The following is a 19018-nucleotide window of genomic DNA, read 5'->3' on the forward strand; positions in this document are numbered from 1 at the left end:
CATACCCGGCCGGATGGCGCTTTCCGTCGCGCGCACGCGGCGCGCTAGGCTCGCCCTCGGTCCTTCCACCGCAGCCCCGACCTCAGGAGGAACGCCGACGATGGCGCACTTCGATCTCCCCCTCGACCAGCTCCGCACGTACCGGCCCGAGCTCCCCGTGCCCGATGACTTCGACGCCTTCTGGGAGCGCACGCTCGCCGCGTCGCGGGATGCGGCCTGGGCTCCGCGCGTCGAGCCGGTCGACACCGGCCTCACGCTCGTCGACGTGCACGACGTCGCGTTCGCGGGCTTCGGCGGCGACACCATCCGCGGCTGGTGGCAGGTGCCCGCCGCGAGCGCGCCCCGTGCGATCGTCGTCGAGTTCGTCGGCTACTCGGGCGGCCGCGGCCCCGCTCACGAGGTGGGCTCGTTCCCGCTCGCGGGATGCGCACGGCTCATCGTCGACACGCGCGGCCAGGGCTGGGGCCACTGGAGCATGGGCGGCGCCACGGCCGACCCGCACGGCAGCGGCTCGCAGGCGCCGGGCGTCATGACGCGCGGCATCGAGAGCCCCGAGACCTACTACTACCGCCGCGCGTTCACCGACGCAGCGCTCGCCGTCGACGCCGCTCGCGCGCTCGCACCCGGGCTCCCGGTCTTCGTCGCGGGCGGAAGCCAGGGCGGCGGCCTCTCGATCGCAGCGGCGGCGCTCGCCGGCGACGTGGCGGGCGCCATGCCCGACGTGCCGTTCCTGTGCGACTTCCCGCGCGCCACGACCCTCGTCGACTCGATGCCGTACGGCGAGATCCGCACCTACCTCTCGGCGCACCGCGACCGGATCGACGACGTCTACCGCACGCTGTCGTACTTCGACGGGGTCACGCTCGCGTCGCGGGCGACGGCTCCCGCGCTGTTCTCGGTCGCGCTCATGGACACGATCTGCCCGCCCTCGACGGTGTTCGGCGCCTTCAACGCGTGGGGCGCGGAGGAGAAGGAGATCGAGGTCTATCCGTTCAACAACCACGAGGGCGGGGGCGGCGCGCAGCGCGCGGCGCAGCTGGCGTGGCTCGGGCGTCGCCTCGGCTGACGACACGGCATTCGCCCGCGCCGCCTGGCGTCGCCCGCCGCTGCGCTGTGCCACACTGATCTCGTAAAGCGTTTACCGAGCCGTCGCAGACGACGGCGGGACGGGGGTCGGATGAAGCGGGTGGGCATCCGCGACGTCGCCGTCCTCGCCGGCGTCTCGATCAGCTCGGTCTCGAACGCCCTCAACCGGCCGGAGGCCGTGAGCGATCATGTGCGCACGCGCGTGCACGCCGCCGTCGACCAGCTCGGGTACGTGCCGCTGCGTGCGGCGCAGCAGCTCCGCGCGGGGCGCAGCGGACTCATCGGCATGACCGTCATCAGCATCGGCAACCCCTTCTTCGCCGAGATGCTCGAGGGCGCCGAGGAGGCGACGTCGGCCGCGGGCTACCAGGTCATGCTCGGCAACAGCGACGACAGCGCCCAGCGCGAGAGCAGCTATCTCGAGCTGTTCGAGCAGGCGCACGTGGAGGGCATGCTCATCTCGCCGTTCGGAGACGTCGCGCCAGCACTCGAGCGCCTGCGCGCGCAGCAGATCCCCGTCGCGCTCGTGGACGGCGTCGACGAGAAGGGGCTCACGCCCTCCGTCTCGCTCGACAACGTGCTGGGCGGGCGGATGGCCGTGCAGCACCTCATCGAGCTCGGCCGGCGGCGGATCGCGTTCGTGGGCGCGCGCGAGGAGGTGCGCCAGACGCGCGACCGCCTGCGCGGAGCCGCCGCGGCGGCGCAGGACGCGGGCCTCTCGCTCGACGTGACGCTCAGCGGGCGCACGACTCCGCGAGTGGGCGCCGAGATCGGCGAGCGCATCGCCGCGCTGCCCGCGGCCGAGCGCCCCGACGCGGTGTTCGCCGCCAACGACCAGCTCGCGTGCGGGATCGTCCACGCCCTCGTCTCCGCGGGCATCCGCGTTCCCGGCGAGATCGCCATCGTCGGATACGACGACATCCCCTTCGCCTCGATCGCGGCCGTGCCGATCACGTCGGTGCGGCAGCCGGCGCGCGCGATGGGACGCCGCGCCGCGGAGATGCTCGTCGATGCCGTGCGCGGCGCGGCGCCCGCCTCAGCGCCGGCCGAGGTGTTCGCGCCCGAGCTCGTCGTCCGGGCGTCGACGCGCGCCTGACTCCCCGCGCGTCAAAACGTTTCATATCCTGTCTTGACGGTCGCCGTCGCCGACGCTATGGTGCCCGGGAAGCGCTTTCCTGAAACGTTTCCGTGCGATGAAGCACGACGTCCCCCACGATCGGAGTTGATGTGAAGGGCAGAACCCTGCGCGCCGGCGAGCCCGCCGGCGAACCGACGGATGGCCGGGGGCCGCGCGCGCTGCGCGGCCTCGCGATCGCGACGGCGGCTGCCGTCGCCTTCGGATGCATCGGCGGCGCGAGCGCCGCGCACGCCGCGACGACACCGGCCGACACGGCGGCGGCCGGCCAGCCCGTGCGATTCGACTTCGGCCCCGGCGCCGTGGCCGACGGCTACACGCAGGTCACGGCGGGCTCGGCGTACTCCCCCGAGGCGGGCTTCGGCTTCGCCCCGGGCGCGACGGTGACCGAGACCGACCGCGGCGGCGACCCTCTGAAGGGCGACTTCGCGACGGTGAGCGGCTCGAGCTTCGTCGTCGATCTCGCGAACGTCGACTACACCGTCTCGATCGTCGCCGGCGACACCGGCGGCACGACCGAGATCGCGATCGCGAGCGAGCAGATCCAGAAGGTCCAGACGACCTCGAAGGCCGCGGGCGCCTTCCTCGAGATGAACTACGACATCGCCCTCGTCGACGGGCAGCTGTCGTTCGACTTCACGGGCGCAGCCGCCAACATCAACGCGATCGTCATCACGCCGCAGGCTCCGCGCGAGGCCGCGGCGACGCCCACCGCGTACCTCACCGGCGACTCCACCGTGCAGACGTACGACCCGTACTGGGAGCCGCAGGCCGGCTGGGGTCAGATGATCGACCAGTTCCTCACCGACGCCGTCGCCGTGGACAACCGCTCGATCGGAGGCCGCTCGTCGCGGTCGTTCGTGCAGCAGGGCCGCCTGGACGAGATCCTCCGCGTCGTGCGACCCGACGACTACGTCTTCGTGCAGTTCGGCCACAACGACGCGACCGCGTCCGTGCCCGAGCGGTACACGCCGCCGGACCAGTTCGACGACTACCTCCGCATCTACGTCGAGGGCACTCGCCAGCGCGGCGGCATCCCGGTGCTCGTGACCCCGGTGAACCGGCTCGACGTCGACAGCGAGACGGGGCTCTTCAACGAGAGCTTCCCCGAGTACGTCGCGGTGATGAAGGCCGTCGCCGCAGAGCTCGACGTCCCGCTGGTCGATCTCTCCGCCTCGAGCCGCGCCTACCTCGACGCGATCGGCGCCGAGGCCGCGAAGTCGGTCTTCCTCTACGCCGACCCCGGGGTGTACCCGAACCGCCCGAACGGCGTGCAGGACAACACGCACTTCCAGGAGTACGGCGCGATCCAGATGGCGCGCCTCGTCGCGCAGGGCGTGGCCGAGCTCGGCCTGCCCATCTCGGAGGCGGTCGAGGTCACCTCGCCCTCCGAGCTCCCCGCTGCGGTCACGGGTCTCGCCGTGGCCGGAACCTCCAGCACCTCGGTGTCGATCGAATGGGACGAGACCGCGGGCGCCGACATCTACCGGATCTACCGCAGCGAGGCCGGAGCCGACGCGTTCACCCTCGCGGCGACATCCACTGTGCCGCAGAAGAGCATCGGCTCGCTCGCGGAGGGCGGCGCGTACGACTTCCGCGTGAGCGCCGTCAACGGACTCGGCGAGGGTCCGTCGAGCGACATCGTGACCGCGACCACCCGCGCCGCGGCGTACCGCTACGACTTCCAGCCGGCCGGCGCCCCCGTCGGCGCGGGCTACACGGAGGTCAACCGCTCCACGGTCTACTCGGCGGAGCGGGGCTACGGCATCGTCGACCCGACGGGGATGATCGACCGCGACCGCGGCGCATCGGCCGGCGACGACGTCGCGCGCGACTTCGTCGCGTACTTCAACGGCAGCTACGAGTTCGCCGTCGACGTGCCCAACGGCGAGTACTCGGCGAGCGTCACGGTCGGCGACCTGCTCGGCACCGTCCGCACGAACCTCGAGATCGAGGGCAGCGACGAGGGCGGCCTCTCGGTCAGCCGCGGCAGCACGACGAAGGCGATCGACGGCATCACGGTGAGCGACGGGCAGCTCAGCACCGTGATCTCGGGAGCGACCGGCCACCTCAACGGCCTCACGCTCACGCCCATCCTCGTCGCGCCCGCGGCCATCCGACTCGACGACCTCGCATTCGACGGGGCGTCCGCGACGGCCGCGCTGTCCTGGGATGCCGCGCCCGAGGCTGCGGCCTACCGGCTGTACCGGACGACCGATGACGGCACCGTCCTCGTCGGCGAGACGGAGGGCACCTCCTTCGTCGACGAGACGGCGCAGCCCGGCCAGACCGCGACCTACGCCGTCACCACCGTGACCGCGCGGGGCGACGAGTCGGTGCCCTCGGTCGGCGTCGAGGTCGAGGTCATCGACCCGGATGTCGCGGTCCCCGCGGCGCCCACGGGCCTCGCCTACGGCGACGTGCTCAAGAACTCCGTGGCGCTCTCGTGGGACACGTCCGACGGCGCGCTGTTCTATCTCGTCAGCCGTCAGGACAAGAAGGGCGAGTGGCAGGTCATCGCGCGGGCGGATGAGCCCGCGTACGTCGACGAGGACGTCCTCACGACGATCGCGTACACCTACCGCGTGCAGGCCGTGAACGCGGGCGGGGCGTCCGAGCCCTCCGAGCCCGTCACCACGCCCGCGGTCACGACGCTCGATCGGGCCGCCGAGCGGCTCGATCGCGCCCCCGTGGCCGTCGCGCAGGAGCAGGGCGTCTACGTCGGATGGCGCCTGCTGGGCGACGACGCGCAGGATGCCGCGTTCCACGTCTACCGCGACGGCGAGCGCATCACCGAGGAGCCGATCGTCGACACGACGAACTACCTCGATGCAGCGGGCTCGGCCGACTCGACGTACCGCATCGCGATCGTCGAGGACGGGGTGTCGTTCTGGGCGACCGAGGAGTTCCGGCCGTGGGAGGACGGGCAGTCGCTCGACATCCCCCTGAACAAGCCGGCCGACGCGTACTCGAAGGACGGGCAGCCGTACTCCTACCGCGCCAACGACACGTCGGTCGCGGACCTGGACGGCGACGGCCAGCTCGAGTACGTCGTCAAGTGGGATCCGACGAACTCGCAGGACAACTCGAAGGCCGGCTACACGGGCAACGTCTACCTCGACGCGTACGAGCTCGACGGCACGCAGCTGTGGCGCATCGACCTCGGCATCAACATCCGAGCGGGAGCGCACTACTCGCAGCCGATGGTCTACGACCTGAACTCCGACGGCCGCGCGGAGGTGGTCGTGAAGACCGCCGACGGCACCGAGGACGGCCAGGGCACCGTGATCGGCGACGGCAGCAAGGACTGGCGCAACTCGTCGGGCTACATCCTCACCGGACCCGAGTACCTCACGGTGTTCGAGGGCACGACGGGCCGCGCGATCGACACGATCGACTACGTGCCCGGCCGCGGCGACGTCGCGGCGTGGGGCGACAGCTACGGCAACCGCGTCGATCGCTTCCTCGCGACCGTGGCGTACCTCGACGGCGAGCACCCGAGCGTCGTGTTCTCGCGCGGCTACTACACGCGCGCGGTGATCGCCGCGTTCGACTTCGACGGCGAGAGCCTCAGCCAGCGCTGGGTGTTCGACTCCTCGACGAAGGGCAACGGCGACTACGCGGGTCAGGGCAACCACGCCATGATCTCCGCCGACGTCGACGCCGACGGGAAGGACGAGATCGTCTTCGGATCGGCGACGATCGACGACGACGGAACGGGCCTGTACTCCACGGGTCTCGGCCACGGCGATGCCGAGCACGTGAGCGACTTCGACCCGGCGCGCCCGGGCCTCGAGGTCTACGCCGTGCACGAGGACATGGGCCGGTCCGGCAGCATGGGCGCGACCTACCGCGACGCGGCGACCGGCGAGGTGCTGTGGTCGGTCCCCGCGACGAAGGACACCGGCCGCGGCGCGATGGCCGACATCGATCCGCGCTACGACGGCGCCGAGGGCTGGAACATCGGCGGCACGGTGGCGTGGGACTCCCGGGTGGGCACCCTGCGCAACGTGTCGGGCGAGGAGATCTCCACGGCCATCCCCGCCGCCAACTTCGTCGCCCAGTGGGACGGCGACCTCCTCAGCGAGATCGTCGACCACGCGTTCGACACGACGACGCGCCTGGGCTCGCCCGTCGTGTCGAAGTGGGACTACGAGAACGGCGTCGAGGTGCCGATCTTCGAGCCGGAGGGCGTCCTGACGAACAACGACACGAAGGGCAACCCCGCTCTCCAGGCCGACCTGTTCGGCGACTGGCGCGAGGAGCTCGTGTACCGCACGACCGACTCGACGGCGCTGCGCATCTTCACGACGACGGACGTCACGGAGCACCGCCTCCGCACCCTGATGTCGGACGCGCAGTACCGCCTCGCCGTCGCGTGGCAGCTCACCGGATACAACCAGCCGCCGCACACGAGCTACTACCTCGGCGAGGGCATGGAGACGCCGGCCGCTCCCCGCCTGGCCTACACGACCGACGCCGCACCGGCCGAGGTCGTGCCCGGGCCGGCGACGGCGGCGCCCGCGAAGGGCGTGCTCTCGACGACGAGCGGATGGGCCTACGGTCTGAAGGACGGCGACTACACCGTCACGATGAACCTGTGGCACGGCCAGAACGCGCACACCATCCGCCTGTTCGAGAACGGCGAGCTCCTCACGGAGGCGCACCTCGCCGACCGCACTCCCGACGCGCAGGAGTTCTCGTTCGAGGTGACGGGCCGCGTGAACGGCACGTACGAGTACACGTGCGAGCTCGTGAACCAGCACGGCACGACCCCGTGCAAGCCGGTCACCGTGAAGGTCGTCGACGCGAACCCCGGCACGGCCGTGCTCTCGCACGACAACCACGACCGCGACGGCGACTACACCGTCACGGCCAACCTCTGGTGGGGCACGAACGCGACGTCGTACCGCCTGTACGAGGACGGGCAGCTCGTCGACGAGCAGGAGCTCACGGCGGCGACGCCGGAGGCCCAGACCGCGTCGACGCACCTGACCGGCCGAGCCGCGGGCGAGCACGTGTACCGCGCCGTGCTCGCGAACGCCGCGGGCGAGACCGAGACGAAGGAGATCCGGGTGACCGTGAAGTGACCCGGCGCCCGGTCGCCGCGAAGTGCGGCGATCGGGCGTTCCTTCGACGCGTTCCGGGGCAGGGCTCGACGAGCCCTGCCCCGTCTCGCGTCGAGGCCGGATGGCCCACGACGGCCGTAGCATGGCTGACGTGACCGAGAAATCGCTTCCCCGGCCCGTCCGCATCGACGGATCGCACCCCGCCCGCTCGGTCGTCCGCCTGCTGCTGCGGCGGAAGGGGCGGATGGCCGTGGCCGTCGGCGCGTTCGCGCTCAAGGAGATCCCCCTGTGGGCGCTCCCGGTCGTCACGGCCGCCATCGTCGACATCGTCGCGTCGGACGGCGAGGTCATCCACGTGCTCGGCTGGTTCGCGGTCGCGGCGCTCCTGCTGCTGCAGAACTACCCGAACCACATCGTGTACACGCGGATGTTCATGACGGTCGTGCGCGACACCGGGGCCGAGCTGCGCAACGCGCTCGCCCAGCGGCTGCAGAACCTGTCGATCGGCTTCCACACGCGCCAGAGCGCATCGGTCGTGCAGACCAAGGTCGTCCGCGACGTCGAGAACATCGAGGTCATGCTGCAGCAGGTCATGCACCCGCTGCTGTCGGCCGCGATGGTCCTCCTCGGCGCCGTGACGATGACCGCGTTCGTCGTGCCGCAGTTCCTGCCGATCTACCTCCTCGCCGTTCCGCTCGCCGTGCTCATCCGCTGGGGCACCTCCCGCCGCTCGCGCGCGAGCAACGAGCGCTTCCGGCGCGAGGTCGAGGGCTTCTCGGCGCGCGTCGGCGAGATGGCCTCGCTCATCCCGATCACCCGCGCGCACGGGCTCGAGCAGACGGCCGTCACGCGCGTGGCCGCAGGCGCCGACGAGGTGCGGCGCGCGGGCTTCGTGCTCGACCTGCTCAACGGGCGCATCGCGTCGATGTCGTGGGTGGCAATGCAGCTGCTCGGCGCCGCGTGCCTCGTCCTCGCCGCGGTGTTCGCGCTGACGGGCATCGTCCCGATCACGCCGGGCGAGGTCGTCATGCTGTCGTCGTACTTCGCGCTCCTCACGCAGGGGATGACGCAGCTGCTGCTCCTCCTCCCCGTCGCCGCGCGCGGGATGGAGTCGGTGCGCTCGATCGCCGAGGTGCTCGAGGAGCCCGACATCGAGGTCAACGAGGGCCGGCGACGTGTCGATGCCGTCGTCGGCGCGATCGCGCTCGAGAACGTGACGCACCGCTATCCGGACGCCGACGTCGACGCGATCCGCGACGTCTCGCTCGACATCCGCCCCGGCGAGACCGTTGCCTTCGTGGGGTCGTCAGGCTCGGGCAAGTCGACCATGCTCAACCTCGTGCTCGGCTTCGTGCGCCCCACGGGCGGTCGCATCCTGCTCGACGGGGCCGACACGCGCGAGCTCGACCTGCGGACCGTCCGCCGTCACGTGTCGGTCGTGCCGCAGGAGTCCGTGCTGTTCGAGGGCACCATCCGGGACAACGTCGCGTACGGGCTGGAGCACGCCGACGACGAGCGCATCCGCGCGGCCCTGCGCGACGCGAACGCGCTCGACTTCGTCGACGCGCTGCCCGACGGATGGCACACGATCGTCGGCGAGCGCGGCGCGCGCCTGTCGGGCGGGCAGCGCCAGCGGATCGCGATCGCCCGCGCGCTCGTGCGCGACCCGCGCATCCTCCTGCTCGACGAGGCCACGAGCGCCCTCGACCCCGAGTCGGAGCGACTCGTCAAGGAGGCATTCGATCGCCTCATGTCGGGGCGGACGACGCTCGTCGTCGCGCACCGGCTGTCGACGGTCCGCAGCGCTGACCGCATCGTCGTCCTCGAGCAGGGCAGGATCGTCGAGCAGGGCGCGCACGATGAGCTCCTCGCGCGCGACGGCCGCTACGCTCGGCTCCACCTGACCCAGGCGCTCTGACCCGCGAGCGGCGCCTCGGCTCGCTCGCGCGGCCGAATCGCGATACCCTGTCGGCAAGCGCTTTCCCACCGGGCGCCCTATGCGAAGGAGCAGCACCATGGCCATCCGCGTCGCCGTCATCGGAACGGGAGCGATCTCCCGTGTGCAGCACCTGCCGAGCCTGCGCGCGCTCGGCGATCGCGTCGAGGTCGTCGCGGTCGCCGATCTGAGCGCCGAGTCCGCGGCGTCGGCCGCGGCCGAGTTCGGCGTCGCGAGCTGGTACACCGACGTCGCCGAGCTGCTCGAGCGCGAGCGCCCCGACCTCGTCACGCTCGCGACGCCGCCGATCGCCCACAAGGAGGCCGCGATCGCCGCTCTCGACGCCGGCGCGTGGGTCCTGTCGGAGAAGCCGCCGACCCTCTCGCTCGCCGACTACGACGAGATCATGGCGCACGAGGGCGAGAACGGCCCCTACGCCGCCTACATCTTCCAGCACCGGTTCGGCTCGGCGGCCGAGCGACTCCGCACGCTCATCGCCGAGGGATCGCTCGGCCGGCCGCTCGTCGCGAAGTGCGACACGCTCTGGTACCGCGATCCGTCGTACTTCGCCGTGCCGTGGCGCGCGAAGTGGGCGACCGAGGGCGGCGGCCCGACCATGGGCCACGGCATCCACCAGATGGACATGCTCCTGTCGCTCCTGGGCGAATGGACCGACGTCACGGCCGTCATGTCGACGCTCGCGCGCGAGACCGAGACCGAGGACGTCTCGTTCGCCGTCGTGCGCTTCGCGTCGGGCGCCCTCTGCTCGATCACGAACAGCCTCCTGTCGCCGCGCGAGACGAGCCAGGTGCGCATCGACTTCGAGCACGCGACCGTCGAGGTCGAGCACCTCTACGGCTACGGCAACGCGCACTGGACGTGGACGCCCGCGCCGCACGTCGCCCCCGAGACGGCGGCGGCCTGGGCGCCGACGGACGATGTGCCGAGCTCGACCCACGTGCCGCAGTTCACGCAGTTCGTCGACAGCATGGAGCGCGGCGAGCGGCCCCGCGTGAGCGGCGCGGACGGTCGGCGCGTGATGGAGCTCGCGGCGGGCATGTACAAGTCCGCCCTGACCGGGCGAGCGGTCGCGCGCGACGAGCTCTCCCCCGCCGACCCGTTCTACGCGTCGATGCCCGGCGGCGATCCCGTCGGGGCGACCGCGCGGATCCATGCCGGCACCATCCGATCGGCGCGCGCATGACCGGCTTCGCCCTGCACGAGGAGGAGGCCTCGGTCGTCGTCCGCGCGGGCGGGAGGGAGGTTGCACGATACGTCTTCGCCGAGGACGCCCCGGCATTCGAGGGCCTGAAGCCCTACCTCCATCCGATCCGGGCCCTCTCGGGGGCGCCGCTCACGGGCTTCCGCCCCTGGGACCACCGCTGGCACAAGGGTCTGCAGATGACCCTCACCGACGTCTCGGGCCAGAACTTCTGGGGCGGCAACACCTACGTGCACGGACGCGGCTACATCCCGCTCGACAACGTGGGGCGCATCCGCCACGACCGCTTCCGGGCGCTCTCGGATGGCCCGGCCGCGGTCATCCGCGAGGACCTCACGTGGATCACGGCTTCGGGCGACGCGTGGCTGAGCGAGGCGCGCGAGCACCGGTTCCACACCCTCGACCCCTCGCGTGGGCTCTGGGCGCTCGACATCGCGTCGACGCTGCGGAACACGAGCCAGCGCGAGCTCGTGCTCGGGAGCCCGACGACGAACGGCCGCGAGAACGCGGGCTACTCCGGCCTGTTCCTGCGCCTGACGCGCTCCTTCACGGGCGGCACGGTCGTCGCACCCGACGTCAGTGGCGTCGCCGCCGCCCGTGCGGGCGCCGAGGCCGATGAGCTGATGGGATCGGAGGCGCCGTGGCTGGCGTTCTCGGGCCTGCACGACGAGATCGACGGGGGCGGGACCGTGCTCGCGTTCGCCGGGCGCTCGAGCGGCTCGCCGGCCATCCGCTGGTTCGTGCGCGCGGAGCCGTTCCCCGTGCTCGCGCCGTCGCCGACCTTCGCCGAGACCGTGGTGCTCGCGCCGGGTGAGGAGCTCGCGCTCGCGCACCGTCTCGCGTTCCTCGACCGCGTCTGGGAGCCCGACGAGGTCGCGGCGCTCGCCCGTGAGCTCGCGCCGTGACATCCGGCTTGTAAAACGTTTCTGACTGCACTAGCGTGCCCGAAGGGAAGCGCTTTCCAACGTGGGAAGCGCGCCTTCACACAGCGAAGAAGCAGACAGGAGAGCAGCGATGAAGCGACGGCTCATCCGCGTGGCCGCGGTCACGGCGGCGATCGGATCCCTCACTCTGGCGGGATGCGCGAGCTCGGGCTCCGGCTCGACCGAGTACGACCCGGACGAGAAGGTCGAGCTGACCTTCACGTGGTGGGGCAACGACGACCGCGCGCAGCGGTACGAGAAGCTCATCGAGGCATTCAACGAGGAGCACCCGAACATTACCGTCAACGGGTCGTTCACCGACTTCCCGTCGTACTGGGAGAAGCGCCAGACCGAGGCCGCCGGCGGCGGTCTCCCCGACGTGTGGCAGTTCTCCGACACGTACCTGCGTCAGTACGCGCAGAACGGCATGCTCGCCGACCTCAGCGAGTACGCGGAGTACGTGGACACCGCGGCGATCGACGAGGGTCTGCTCGCGACCGGCCAGCTCGACGGCGCGCAGTACTCGCTCCCGCTCGGCTACAGTACGTGGGCCGTCTTCCTCAACGACGACATCCTCGCCGAGCACGGGATCGAGCCCTACCCGGACGGCACGAGCTTCGAGGACTACTCGGCGTGGATGGCCGGGGTCACCGAGGCGACCGGCGGCGCGGTGTACGGCGGCACGGACTACACGCAGCGCATCCAGAACTTCGAGAACGTGCTGCGCGCGCAGGGCGGCAACCTCTTCACCGAGGACGGCGAGCTCGGGTTCGACGAGGACGACCTCCGCGCCTTCTGGGAGAGCGGCGCCGCCGACCGCAACGGCGTCGTCGTGCCCCAGCAGAAGCTCGAGGAGCTGAGCCCGGTCTCGGGCTTCGGGGCGAACGTCACGGCGAGCGAGGCGAGCTGGAGCAACTTCGTCGCCGCCTACCTCGCGGACTCCGGCGCATCGAGCATCTCGATGGTCGCGCCGCCCACCGCCGAGGAGGGCGCACAGGACCTCTATCGGCAGGCCGGGTTGCAGATGGCCGTGTCGGCGAAGAGCGAGCACCCCGAGGCCGCCGCGATCTTCCTCGACTTCGTCGTGAACAGCCCCGAGGCCGGCGAGATCTTCGGCACGTCGCTCGGCTTCCCCGCGTCGGAGACGAAGCTCGAGGGCGCGACCCTCGAGGGCCCCGACAAGCAGGTGGCGGACTTCCTCGCGTCGGTCGAGGAGCGCATCGGCGACGCTCCGCCCGCGCCCGTCGTGGGCTACGGCTCGCTCGAGCAGAAGTTCTGGGATCTCGGCAAGGAGCTCGGCCTCGGCACCGTCTCGGTGGACGACGCCGTGTCGCAGTTCTTCTCCGAGGCGAAGGTCATCCTCGGCTGATCCGCCCGCCCCTTCCCGCCCTTTGTCACGGTACGGCCACGACACGGGGCGGGAAGGGGCATCCCCCTTGTGAAACGTTTTTACGCGCGCTAGAGTCTCGGGCAAGCGCTTTCCACCCCACGGCGCCCGCCCGCTCCGGGCATGGACGATGTCGTTCTGAGAGGACAAAGATGTTCCCCACCAAGAGGCTGGCCGCGACGGCGGCCCTCGTCGCGATCGGCGGCCTGACACTCGCCGGCTGCTCCGGCGGCTCCCCCGAGGCCGTCGAGACCGTCGACCCCAACGAGGAGGTCACCCTGACCTTCGCGTTCTGGGGCAACGACGTCCGCGCGGCGCTCTACGAGGAGGCGTTCGCCGCCTTCAACGAGGAATACCCCAACATCACCATCCAGAGCTCGTTCCTCGACTTCCCCGCCTTCTGGGAGAAGCGGCAGACCGAGGCGGCCGGCGGCGGCCTGCCCGACGTCATGCAGTTCGACTACTCGTACCTGCGCCAGTACTCCGAGAACGGCCTGCTGCTCGACCTCACGCCGTACGTCGGCGACATCATCGACGACTCCGCGCTCTCGGAGGAGATCCTCGCGATCGGCCAGGTCGGCGACGGCAACTACGGCATCACGACCTCGACGAACGCGTGGGCGATGTTCCTCAACCCGACCCTCCTCGAGGAGATCGGCGTCGAGGGCTTCGCCGGCGGCACCTGGGAGGACTACAACGCGTGGATGGCCGAGGTCACCGACGCCGCGGAGGCCAAGGGCATCGAGGCGTGGGGCGGCGGCGACTGGACCGGCCGCATCCAGAACTTCGAGCTGCAGATGCGCGCACAGGGCGAGGACCTCTTCACGGAGGACGGCGAGGCGAACTTCACCGAGGACGACCTGCGCGCGTTCTGGGAGCAGGGCTCGGAGATCCGCGAGGACGGCACGACCATCGAGCAGCAGCGCGTCGAGGAGCTGACCCCGCTCGGCGGCTTCGACTCCGCGCTGACGACGAGCGAGCTCGTCTGGGACAACTTCGGCGCGGGCTACCTCGCCAACCTCGGCGAGGGGTACTCGACGCTCGACCTCGTCGCCCCGCCGGTGACCGAGGAGGGCGCGAAGGACCTCTACCTCAAGCCGTCGATGCTGCACGCGATCTCGGCGAACACGGACCACCCCGAGGCGGCCGCGACGCTCGTGGACTTCCTCGTGAACAGCCCGGAGTCGGGTGAGATCTTCGGCACGAACCGCGGCCTGCCCGCCTCGCAGACGGCCCTCGAGGCCGCCGAGCTCGACGAGTTCAGCCAGAAGGTCGCCGACTACGAGGCGTCGATCGCCGACCGCCTCGGTGACGCCCCGCCCGTGCCGATCGTCGGCTACGGCACCCTCGAGGAGAAGTTCCGCCAGCTCGGCACGGAGCTGAACTTCGGCACCGTCACGGTCGACGAGGCCGTGGACCAGTTCTTCTCCGAGATGGACGTCGTCCTCAACCAGTAACCCCGTGGCGGCCCGGACGCACGCGTCCGGGCCGCCCCACCCGATCGGGAGATCATGACCACCACCCTGACGAGAACGGTCGTCACCGCCGACAGCGGCGGGCGGCGATCGCGTGCGGGGGCTCCGCCGCTGCGGCCGGGCCTCAAGAAGAAGAGCCTGCGCGAGACGCTGGCCGGCTACGCCTTCCTGGCGCCCTGGCTCGTGGGCTTCCTCGGGCTGACCCTGGGCCCGATGGTCTACTCGCTGTACCTGTCGTTCACGTCGTACAACCTCTTCACCGACCCGAAGTGGATCGGCCTCGAGAACTACGTGCGCATGTTCACGGACGACCCGCAGTTCGTGCAGTCCGCGACGATCACGCTCGTGTACGTGCTGGTCGGCACGCCGATCAAGCTCGCCGCGGCGCTCGGCATCGCCCTGCTGCTGAACTACCGCGACCGCGGCGCGGCGTTCTTCCGCTCGTCGTTCTACGCCCCCTCGCTCATCGGCGCCTCCGTCTCGGTCGCGATCGTGTGGCGCGCGATGTTCAACACCGACGGCCCCGTCGACTCGACCCTCTCGATCTTCGGGATCGACCTGGGCGGATGGGTCGGCAACGTCGACCTCGTCGTGCCGATGATGATCCTCCTCGCCGTGTGGCAGTTCGGCGGCACCATGGTGATCTTCCTCGCGGGCCTCAAGCAGGTTCCGAAGGAGCTCTACGAGGCCGCCGAGATGGACGGCGCGGGGGCGCTGCGCCGCTTCAGGGCCGTCACCGTCCCGATGCTCTCGCCCGTCATCTTCTTCAACCTGCTGCTCGAGCTCATCGGAGCGTTCCAGGTGTTCGCATCGGCGTACATCATCTCCAACGGCACCGGCGGCCCCGCCGGGATGACGAACTACATCACGATCTACCTCTACAAGCGCGGCTTCACCGACGGCCAGTTCGGGTACGCCTCGGCCATCGCGTGGATCGTCATGCTCGTCGTCGCCGTCATCGCCGTGATCCTGTTCCGCACCCAGAAGTCCTGGGTCCACTACGCCGGAGAAGACCGATGACCTCCACCGTCTCCACGCACCTGGTCACCACCGGGCGCCCAGCGCCCCGCAAGCGCGTCACGCGTCGCGGCTGGCAGACGATCATCTGGTTCGTCGTGCTGCTGGCGATCACCCTCGTCGTCATCTACCCGCTCATCTGGCTGGTCGCGTCGACCTTCAAGCCCAACAGCGAGTTCGGCCAGAACCCCGGCCTCATCCCGTGGGCGCCCACGCTCGACAACTACGTCAAGGTCGGCGAGGGCATCGCCGGCATCCCGCTGTGGCGGTTCTTCGCGAACTCGCTCATCCTCGCGGTGTCGGCGGTGATCGGCACGGTCCTGTCCTCCGCCCTCGCGGCCTACGCGTTCGCGCGCGTGAAGTTCAAGGGCCTCGGGATCCTCTTCTCGGCCATGATCGGCACACTCCTGCTGCCGTTCCACGTCGTGATCATCCCGCAGTACATCTGGTTCCAGAAGCTCGAGCTCGTCGACACCTTCGTGCCGCTCATCCTGCCGAAGTTCCTCGCGACCGAGGCGTTCTTCGTGTTCCTCATCGTGCAGTTCATCCGGCAGATCCCGCGCGACATGGACGAGGCGGCGCGCATCGACGGCGCAGGACACGGGCGCATCTTCTGGTCGGTCATCCTGCCGCTCATCAAGCCCGCCCTCGTCACCTGCGCGATCTTCACCTTCATCTGGACGTGGAACGACTTCATGGGGCCGCTGCTCTACCTCAACAGCCCCGAGAACTATCCGCTCCCGATCGCCCTGCGCCTCTACAACGACCAGACGTCCGCGTCGGACTACGGCGCGACCGTCACGGCCAGCCTCGTCGCGCTCGTGCCGGTGATGCTCTTCTTCATCGTGTTCCAGCGCTTCCTCATCGACGGCGTCGCGACCCAGGGCCTGAAGGGCTGACCATGAGCAGAGGCGAGCGCGCCGCCCGCCGCGCGGCGGCATCGGGTTCGGGCCCGACGCACGACGAGCCCGGGCGCAACCCGGGCGCGGCAGGCGCGCTCGCCCTGTTCGGCGAGGTGCTCCTCACGGGCGTGCTCGTGACCGTCTGCGGGCTCCTCGTCGTCACCCTGCCCGCCGCGCTCGCGGCGGGCATCCGCCACCTGCGTCGGTACGCGCGCGCCGAGGGATCCTCGATGCGCGCGTTCTGGGGCGACGTCCGCGCGGCGCTGCCCGGCGGGATCCTCGTCGGCCTCGCGTGCGCGCTGATCGCGGGCGTGCTCGCGATCGACATCCTGCTCGCCTCGTCCGGGCTGCTGCCCGGCGGCGAGCTGATCGCCGGATTCGGCTGGCTGCTCGCGGCCGCCGTCGCGGGGGTCCTGCTCACCGCGTCGGCGGCGTGGTCGCCCGAGAGCGGATGGCTCCGCGCCATCCGCTCGCTGCCGTCCGCGATCGGCCGGGACATCCCCGGATTCCTGTACCTCGTCGTCGCGGCCGCATTCGTGGGCCTCGCGACCTGGATGCTCCCTCCCCTGCTCATCCCCGCACTCGGGTGCGCGGCCCTCGCAGCCGTCGCCGTCCCCGAGCGCCCCCGCCGTCGGCGCTGACGCCGACGTACCCCGGATTCGAGGACCATGCTCTACGGCGCCGACTACAACCCCGACCAGTGGCCGGAGCACGTCTGGGACGACGACGTGCTGCGCATGCAGGAGGCCGGGGTGACCACCGTGAGCCTCGGGATCTTCGCGTGGTCGCGCATCCAGCCCGCGCCCGACGTGTGGGACTTCGCGTGGCTCGACACCGTGATCGGCAAGCTGCACGCGGGCGGGATCGGGGTGAACCTCGCCACCGCGACCGCCTCGCCGCCGCCGTGGACCACGGTCGCGCACCCCGACATCCTCGCCGCAGACGAGAACGGCGCGCCGTACTGGCACGGCTCGCGGCAGCACCACTCCCCCGCCTCGCCGACCTACCGGCGGCTCGCCGCCGAGCTCGTCCGCCGCCTCGCCGAGCGCTACGCGCAGCACCCCGCCGTCGTCATGTGGCACGTGGGCAACGAATCGGGCTGCCACCTCCCGGTGGAGTACTCGGACGCCGCGCGCGACGCGTTCCGCGGCTGGCTGCGCGCGCGCTACGAGACGATCGCCGCCCTCAACGCCGCGTGGGGCACCGACTTCTGGGCCCAGCGATACGGCGCGTGGGAGGAGGTGTTCCCGCCGCGCAGGGCCCCGTACAGCCGGAACCCGTCCCAGGTGCTCGACTATCACCGCTTCATGTCGGACATGTGGCTGGAGTGCTACCTCGCCGAGCGGGACATCATCCGGGCCGCCGGCGCGACGCAGCCGATCTCGACGAACATGATGGGCCCGTTCAAGCCCGCCGACTACACGACGTGGGCGCCGCACATCGACGTCATCACCGACGACTGCTACCCGGACCCGCTCGATCCGCATCGCGTGCGCAACACGGCCTTCCAGCGCGACCTCGTCCGCTCGCTCAAGCGCGGGCGTCCGTGGCTGCTCATGGAGCAGGCGGCCGACGCGGTGAACTGGCGCCCGGCGAACCCGTCCAAGCGCGACGGGCAGCTCGCCGCCGAGACCGCGCAGTCGGTCGGCCGCGGGGCCGACGGCATCTTCTTCTTCCAGTGGCGGCAGTCGCGGGCGGGCTCCGAGAAGTTCCACTCGGCGATGCTCCCGCACGCGGGCACGCGCACGCGCACCTGGCGGGAGGTCACCGCGCTCGGGGCGACGCTCGCGGCCCTCCCCGAGCTGCCCGCTCCGGGCGACGACGCCCCGGTCGCCCTCGTCTTCGACTGGGAGAACTGGTGGGCGGTCGAGGCGGCCGACCACCCGAACCGCATCGACTACCTCGCACTGCTGCGCGAGTGGTACGGCGCGCTCCACCGCCGCGGCATCATGGTCGACATCGTGAAGCCCGAGCACGTCGACGGGCGGTATCGCCTCGCGATCGCGCCGTTCCTCTATCTGCTGCGCGACGAGGGCGCCGCGGCGCTCGAGGGCTTCGCGGCCGCGGGCGGGGTGCTCCTGACCGGGCCGATCAGCGACATCGTCGACGCGAACGACCGCTTCCGCGACGGCGGGTTCCTCACGCAGCTCGGCCCCGTGCTCGGCGTCGCGCTCGAGGACTTCCGCCCGCTCGTGCCGCCCGCACTCGATCACATCGCCGAGCGCGCCGGTGAGGAGGGCTCGCACGGCTCCGGGGCGGAGACCTGGGTCGCCGAGGATGTCCGCGAGGCGCGCTTCGCGCTCGGAGACGGTCGCGAGGCGGTCGGGACGTTCTTCGCGGAGGCGCTCTTCGCCGACGACGCCGCGGTCGTCGCCTCGTTCACGACAGGTCCCTCGCGCGGGCGTCCTGCGCTGACCCGCCGCGCACACGGCGAGGGATCGGCCTGGTATCTCGCGACCATGCCCGACGACGCCGGACTCGACCTCGTCCTGGGGCTCGTCATCGAGGAGGCCGCGGTCGAGCCGGTCCTCGGCGACGCCCCGCCCGCCGGCGTCGAGGTCGCGCGCCGCGGCGACCTCGTCACGCTCATCAACCACGGCGAGACCGACGTCGTCGTGGATGTCGCTGGCACCGACATCCGCTCGGGCGCGGCGATCTCATCCGTGGCTCTCGGTCCGCAGGAGTCGGCGTTCCTCCTCGCTCCTGCGCGCGTGCTCACGACCGCCGCTCCCTGATTCCCACCGGGTGGGAAAACGCCATCCGGAGGGGTTGCACTCGGGAGATCCGGTGTGCCACACTCTTGGAAAGCGTTTACCCAACGAGGGGCAGCCCTCGATGAGAGCAAGGAAGCACATCGTGACCACCG

12 protein-coding genes are annotated in these 19018 nt (G+C 71.0%); all 12 read left to right on the plus strand.

Annotation, left to right across the window (positions count from 1 at the left end; all coding sequences use genetic code 11):
- Nucleotides 1-100 precede the first annotated feature (100 nt).
- Nucleotides 101-1066, plus strand: coding sequence for an acetylxylan esterase (locus tag M1D46_RS13395; RefSeq protein WP_456285788.1), 966 nt, complete (start codon nt 101-103; stop codon nt 1064-1066).
- Between the two features lie 111 nt (nt 1067-1177).
- The gene (locus M1D46_RS13400; protein ID WP_456285789.1) at nt 1178-2182 is read left to right on the plus strand and encodes a LacI family DNA-binding transcriptional regulator; all 1005 of its coding nucleotides are present in this window, start codon (nt 1178-1180) and stop codon (nt 2180-2182) included.
- Between the two features lie 131 nt (nt 2183-2313).
- Nucleotides 2314-7311, plus strand: coding sequence for a rhamnogalacturonan lyase family protein (locus tag M1D46_RS13405; protein ID WP_456285790.1), 4998 nt, complete (start codon nt 2314-2316; stop codon nt 7309-7311).
- 130 nt (nt 7312-7441) lie between these two features.
- Entirely contained in the window at nt 7442-9208 is a 1767-nt protein-coding gene (locus tag M1D46_RS13410) for an ABC transporter ATP-binding protein (protein ID WP_456285791.1), read from the plus strand.
- Nucleotides 9209-9305: 97 nt separating this feature from the next.
- Nucleotides 9306-10430 (plus strand): Gfo/Idh/MocA family protein, encoded by a 1125-nt coding sequence (locus M1D46_RS13415; protein ID WP_271172729.1) that lies wholly within the window; start codon nt 9306-9308, stop codon nt 10428-10430.
- Entirely contained in the window at nt 10427-11353 is a 927-nt protein-coding gene (locus tag M1D46_RS13420) for a DUF6807 domain-containing protein (RefSeq protein ID WP_456285792.1), read from the plus strand. The genes M1D46_RS13415 and M1D46_RS13420 overlap by 4 nt, the downstream gene beginning before the upstream one ends.
- 109 nt (nt 11354-11462) lie before the next feature.
- The gene (locus M1D46_RS13425) at nt 11463-12740 is read left to right on the plus strand and encodes an ABC transporter substrate-binding protein (protein ID WP_456285793.1); all 1278 of its coding nucleotides are present in this window, start codon (nt 11463-11465) and stop codon (nt 12738-12740) included.
- Between the two features lie 170 nt (nt 12741-12910).
- Nucleotides 12911-14215, plus strand: a complete 1305-nt coding sequence (locus M1D46_RS13430) for an ABC transporter substrate-binding protein (RefSeq protein WP_271172732.1) — start codon at nt 12911-12913, stop codon at nt 14213-14215.
- A gap of 54 nt (nt 14216-14269) precedes the next feature.
- A complete protein-coding gene (locus M1D46_RS13435) occupies nt 14270-15253 on the plus strand; it encodes a carbohydrate ABC transporter permease (RefSeq protein WP_271172733.1) in 984 nt (327 codons plus the stop codon).
- Complete coding sequence (locus tag M1D46_RS13440; RefSeq protein ID WP_271172734.1) at nt 15250-16149, plus strand: carbohydrate ABC transporter permease; 900 nt, start codon at nt 15250-15252, stop codon at nt 16147-16149. The genes M1D46_RS13435 and M1D46_RS13440 overlap by 4 nt, the downstream gene beginning before the upstream one ends.
- A gap of 2 nt (nt 16150-16151) precedes the next feature.
- On the plus strand, nt 16152-16793 hold the full coding sequence (locus M1D46_RS13445) for a DUF624 domain-containing protein (protein ID WP_456285794.1): 642 nt from the start codon (nt 16152-16154) through the stop codon (nt 16791-16793).
- Between the two features lie 27 nt (nt 16794-16820).
- Complete coding sequence (locus tag M1D46_RS13450) at nt 16821-18887, plus strand: beta-galactosidase (protein WP_456285795.1); 2067 nt, start codon at nt 16821-16823, stop codon at nt 18885-18887.
- The last annotated feature ends 131 nt before the right edge of the window (nt 18888-19018 follow it).

Source organism: Microbacterium sp. JZ70, assembly GCF_053903225.1.

What these genes read in the sequence shown, in the direction of transcription:
- M1D46_RS13395 (WP_456285788.1), top strand. Translation starts at nt 101, where the DNA reads ATGGCGCACTTCGATCTCCCCCTCGACCAGCTCCGCACGTACCGGCCC.
- M1D46_RS13400 (WP_456285789.1), top strand. Translation starts at nt 1,178, where the DNA reads ATGAAGCGGGTGGGCATCCGCGACGTCGCCGTCCTCGCCGGCGTCTCG.
- M1D46_RS13415 (WP_271172729.1), top strand. Translation starts at nt 9,306, where the DNA reads ATGGCCATCCGCGTCGCCGTCATCGGAACGGGAGCGATCTCCCGTGTG.
- M1D46_RS13420 (WP_456285792.1), top strand. Translation starts at nt 10,427, where the DNA reads ATGACCGGCTTCGCCCTGCACGAGGAGGAGGCCTCGGTCGTCGTCCGC.
- M1D46_RS13425 (WP_456285793.1), top strand. Translation starts at nt 11,463, where the DNA reads ATGAAGCGACGGCTCATCCGCGTGGCCGCGGTCACGGCGGCGATCGGA.
- M1D46_RS13430 (WP_271172732.1), top strand. Translation starts at nt 12,911, where the DNA reads ATGTTCCCCACCAAGAGGCTGGCCGCGACGGCGGCCCTCGTCGCGATC.
- M1D46_RS13435 (WP_271172733.1), top strand. Translation starts at nt 14,270, where the DNA reads ATGACCACCACCCTGACGAGAACGGTCGTCACCGCCGACAGCGGCGGG.
- M1D46_RS13440 (WP_271172734.1), top strand. Translation starts at nt 15,250, where the DNA reads ATGACCTCCACCGTCTCCACGCACCTGGTCACCACCGGGCGCCCAGCG.
- M1D46_RS13445 (WP_456285794.1), top strand. Translation starts at nt 16,152, where the DNA reads ATGAGCAGAGGCGAGCGCGCCGCCCGCCGCGCGGCGGCATCGGGTTCG.
- M1D46_RS13450 (WP_456285795.1), top strand. Translation starts at nt 16,821, where the DNA reads ATGCTCTACGGCGCCGACTACAACCCCGACCAGTGGCCGGAGCACGTC.